We start from the raw sequence: 2,916 nt of genomic DNA, 5'->3' as shown, positions 1-2,916 counted from the left end.
ATTTTATTTCTACAAAATGTTTGTGTTTTAAAATTTTTAGATTGTTTGCGCGTTTATATAAAAAAAAGAAAAAAAAAAAAACCCCCACCGCGGGGGCGCCCCCCCCCCCCCCCCCCAAAAACCTTTCTGTTTTTGGGGGGGGGGGGGGCGGTGCCCGCCATAGGTAGGGATAGCTATTTTCACTTTATTTACCTGCACCTACTTAGCAAGTTTCTCTGATTATAACAACTTATCACACTAAGTAGGGAATATCCATCCTTTTTAGTCTATAAAAATTCATGAACTGGTTTTGACCACACCCTAACCTATACATGTATAATGCTTGCAGATAAACACATAGCAGGAGGATATGACTTATGCAGAGTTATAGTCGAATAATGTCAGAAAATCTACAAGATATGCCTAGTCTGGAAGAGATTATTGCAGAGAATGTCAAGTTTCTTCTGGACGAAATCGAATTACTGCCAGAACCGTCAAGAGGTGCATATAAGATTCGGCTTGTGTTTGACATAGTAGGTTGGACTACAGCGTTAAAACTTGGAAAACATGCGACAGAAAATCTTGGAGGAAAGGCGCCAGACGGGATATTTGAAAACATCAATAAAGTGTGTTATCATTCAATTAAAAACGAGCAAATCGACATATTTTACCCAAACTCCCTACCAGATGAAACGGTTCTACCCACAATTGTGTGGGTACACGGTGGGGCTTGGATTTCAGGAAGCAAGAGTCAAATAGCAAATTATCTCAAGATTATAGCCTCATATGGCTATACGGTTGTCGGTGTAAATTACTCGCTCGCTCCAGAGGATACCTACCCAACGCCGCTAATCCAGGTGAACGATGCGATCAAGTATCTTCTAGATGATAATATCGCAACAAAATACCATATCGATAAGGACAAGTTTGCGTTAGCTGGTGACTCTGCTGGCTCTCAGATAGCTGCACAAATGGCTACCACGATCGCGAACCCCAACTATGTAACTGCTCTTGCGGATCAAACTCAAGTTAATATCTCACCCGCTTTGGAACCAAGCCAACTTAAGTGTATAGTGCTCTGTTGTGGAGGATATAATCTCGACAGTATTAACCTTACAAATCCGTATTTTAAGTATTTTATCGATACGGTGATGTGGTCGTATTCGGGAACGAAGGATTTTCGGCAGGACTCAAAATTTGAGACCTTCTCGGTATGCAACTACGTAGACGAGAATTTCCCGCCTTCATTTATAACTGTTGGCGATGCAGATCCGCTGCATGACCAATCGGTAGAATTAAACGCTAAACTTCAAGGCAAGGGCGTGCAAACAGACACTTTAATTTATAATTATGGCGAGGGGTCTCCAAAGCTAAACCACGAATACCAATTCGATCTCGACGATGAGGGTGGGTATGGGAGAATAGCCTTGGATCGCATAACAGCCTTTCTAAACACACATCTTGGCACGTAAAGCTCCTCTGTAAAAACCATAGACTGCACGAATTTATGCAGTCTTTTCGTCGTTTTCAGAGGTGAGGAAGATTTCCCGATATCAGATACTTTTGCAGCTCAGCTTGATAGAGTATCGGTAGCATTTTTGATGGCGGTCTTGTTCTCGATAATAAGACCGTTCTTTTTTACCATACAAACGTCAGTAAGCTTTGTCGCCAGCGCCAAGTTGCTCAACTGCCGTGCCCCTACGGCTGTAATTGGGATGCAACCAAAAACGATATAATATCATGTCCGCGAGAGATCGGTAGTGTATGGATGGCGAATTGCGAGCTTGCTAATTGCTAATTGTCTCCAGAGCAGCCATTAGCGATTAGCAATTAGCAGTTACACAACCGTTGCTACCGAACATGATATAACTCAAATGTGATGATTTTTCTGGAATGGCATTTGAACGCTTAGCCATCTTGGAAAATCCTCCCTTGCGATCAACAGGGTGAACGGCAATTAAGTTGCTACCAACGCTGGTTGGGACTCTAATTCACAAACTTGTACTTCTCGACGCGACACAATCCGCAATTCATGGGGATAGCGCGGACGCGGATCGTCCGCTAACCAGATCGGAGGCACCATCATGGCTTCATAGCAATCAATCCGATGCAAATCCCCCGGTTTGTCTTTGAGTTCTACAATCGTCCCCGGTAGATACTCAAATATTTCATCCCAATCAATAGGTAACTCGGCGTTCATAGCAATCAACCATTGCAATACCTGTAACTCTTGCGTTCCGATACCAGCCAAGGAATAAACTATGCATTGTTGATCTGGTTTGGCTCAACCAACAATAGAAAATCAACAATAGAAATCGCTTCTATCGAGAACAACTTCACCAAAATCCGGCACCCAAGCGACCCAGGTATCTGAGGAGTCTTGACAAAGCAACTTGGCTTCGTCAAATGCGTATTCACTCTTGCGTTGCAACAGCTTAACCCAGGTATCGCGAGTGTAGGTGATGTGGCAAACCGGATTCCAGCCTGAAGCGATCGCTCCCTCTAGCGCGGGTGCTGGTGGGCAAACTGTATGGATCGTTTGAAGTGACATACTCTTTCTCCATTTCAAATCGATTAAAACTAATGAAAAACACTTCCCCTCAGCCAAACTAGGGGAAAGGATATAAAATAATTTCTGTATTCATTTTTACAAAATGACGGCAAATGGTTCAATTATCCTGGATAAATTAACAAATCCTGACAAAATTGATAGTGATAGCTCACCGAACCTTTCTGAAGATTTGCGATCGCACATTGTTCGCACATCCGCAGATAGAGGCTTTCTGGCGATGGAACAGCTAACATCTTAATTGAGCCACACCCCGCTCTAAAGAGACGGGGATTCAGGCCAGGAATTAAAGTTAGCTTTTCGCTCATTAATAGCTATCTGGCTAACCGTTTCTGGCTTCATGCAGAACTGCTCTGAGGGTGAATGAC

General features: G+C 43.2%; 4 protein-coding genes. 1 reads left to right on the top strand and 3 read right to left on the bottom strand.

Annotation, left to right across the window (positions count from 1 at the left end; genetic code table 11):
• Positions 1–377: 377 nt before the first annotated feature.
• Positions 378–1,451, top strand: coding sequence for an alpha/beta hydrolase (locus tag MiSe_RS48365; RefSeq protein ID WP_226594564.1), 1,074 nt, complete (start codon positions 378–380; stop codon positions 1,449–1,451).
• A gap of 485 nt (positions 1,452–1,936) precedes the next feature.
• On the opposite strand, the gene MiSe_RS48360 is transcribed toward MiSe_RS48365, so the two are convergent.
• From MiSe_RS48360 to MiSe_RS51825, 3 genes are all read right to left on the bottom strand, one after another.
• Positions 1,937–2,179, bottom strand: a complete 243-nt coding sequence (locus MiSe_RS48360; protein ID WP_226594561.1) for a hypothetical protein — start codon at positions 2,177–2,179, stop codon at positions 1,937–1,939.
• A gap of 102 nt (positions 2,180–2,281) precedes the next feature.
• Entirely contained in the window at positions 2,282–2,530 is a 249-nt protein-coding gene (locus tag MiSe_RS48355; RefSeq protein ID WP_226594560.1) for a hypothetical protein, read from the bottom strand.
• A gap of 122 nt (positions 2,531–2,652) precedes the next feature.
• The gene (locus MiSe_RS51825; protein WP_264197140.1) at positions 2,653–2,784 is read right to left on the bottom strand and encodes a hypothetical protein; all 132 of its coding nucleotides are present in this window, start codon (positions 2,782–2,784) and stop codon (positions 2,653–2,655) included.
• Positions 2,785–2,916: the final 132 nt, after the last annotated feature.

This window comes from Microseira wollei NIES-4236 (genome assembly GCF_020521235.1).
Classification (GTDB): domain Bacteria; phylum Cyanobacteriota; class Cyanobacteriia; order Cyanobacteriales; family Aerosakkonemataceae; genus Microseira; species Microseira wollei.
The sequence above is the reverse complement of the archived record's forward strand: the minus strand, read 5'-3'. Positions and strand labels throughout refer to the sequence as shown.

Coding starts and splice junctions, on each gene's coding strand:
- MiSe_RS48360 (WP_226594561.1), bottom strand. CDS start 2,179: ATGAACGCCGAGTTACCTATTGATTGGGATGAAATATTTGAGTATCTA.
- MiSe_RS51825 (WP_264197140.1), bottom strand. CDS start 2,784: ATGTTAGCTGTTCCATCGCCAGAAAGCCTCTATCTGCGGATGTGCGAA.
- MiSe_RS48355 (WP_226594560.1), bottom strand. CDS start 2,530: ATGTCACTTCAAACGATCCATACAGTTTGCCCACCAGCACCCGCGCTA.
- MiSe_RS48365 (WP_226594564.1), top strand. CDS start 378: ATGTCAGAAAATCTACAAGATATGCCTAGTCTGGAAGAGATTATTGCA.